Source organism: Priestia sp. P5_B4, assembly GCF_056400385.1.
Genome location: NZ_JBFULJ010001081.1, coordinates 1 through 1,143, shown reverse-complemented (window position 1 = coordinate 1,143; position 1,143 = coordinate 1). Strand labels below are relative to the sequence as shown.

Sequence of the window (1,143 nt, the reverse complement as noted above, 5' to 3'; positions counted from 1 at the left end):
ATGATGCAATAAAAGTTGATAGATCAATAGGGAGATGTTTCATAAAGATGATCAAACAAGATGAATATTGGAATGAAGTAGCTAATAAAAAAGAATTTACTACGCCTTTTCAACCTGAATTATTCCTAACACATGTTAATCACAATGCTGCCATATTAGATTATGGTTGTGGGTATGGACGGACTTTATTGGAATTAAGAAGTTACGATTATAACAATTTACATGGTGTAGACTTTTCAGAAGAAATGATTAAAAGAGCTAAGTCTCATAACTCAGAAATCGATTTTCAAGTTATTCAAAGTGGGAAGCTTCCTTTTCCTAATGATTCTTTGGATGCTGTCTTACTTTTTGCAGTTTTAACATGTGTTCATAAAAGTGATGAACAAAATGCTATTTTAAATGAGATTAAACGGGTACTAAAGCCAGGAGGTATTATTTACATCAACGACTTTCTACTAAATAGTGATGAAAGAAATAAATTACGTTATGAAAAGGGACTCACYAAGTATCATAAATATGGGGTTTTTGAATTACCAGATGGAGCCATTTTACGTCATCATAGCGAAGAACGCGTGAAAGAATGGATAGATCAATTTGAAACCTTAGAATACAAGAAATTAGAATATACAACTATGAATGGAAATCGTTCAAATGRTTTAGTGTATATGGGGAAATTACATTGAATTTATTATAGAAAAAATATCAAGGGAGAATTGTAATGGTAGAGAAATTAGAGCTGGAAAAGATTAATCTTCAAGAAATTACAAAAGATATTAAAGATCAACACGTGAATTTTCCTGTATCAAACATTAATAATCACTGCCTTCGTAAAGCTGTATTTTCAGGCGAATACAAATGGCACTATCATTCTAATTCAGATGAACTTTTTATGATTATGGAGGGAGAACTTTTAATTGATTTTAAAGATAAGGATACAGCGGTGTTAAAACCGAATGATATGTTACTTATACCAGCTGGAACAATACATAGAACCAGAGCGAAACAAAGAACAGTAAACCTCTGTTTCGAGGATATAAACGCTGATACGATAATTGTTGATGAGTAAATGAAATAATATAAACACTGTAAAAGCCATTTAAGATAATTCTTAAATGGCTTTTACGTATGTACAGATAAATTCCT

Annotated in this window: 2 protein-coding genes; both read left to right on the top strand. The window is 30.9% G+C overall.

Translation table 11 applies throughout. The features are described from left to right. A partial coding sequence (locus AC1DRF_RS28965; protein WP_477742433.1) for a class I SAM-dependent methyltransferase occupies positions 1–683 on the top strand: 683 nt, incomplete at its 5' end. Positions 684–736: 53 nt separating this feature from the next. Continuing rightward, entirely contained in the window at positions 737–1,066 is a 330-nt protein-coding gene (locus tag AC1DRF_RS28960) for a cupin domain-containing protein (protein WP_427076806.1), read from the top strand. Positions 1,067–1,143: the final 77 nt, after the last annotated feature.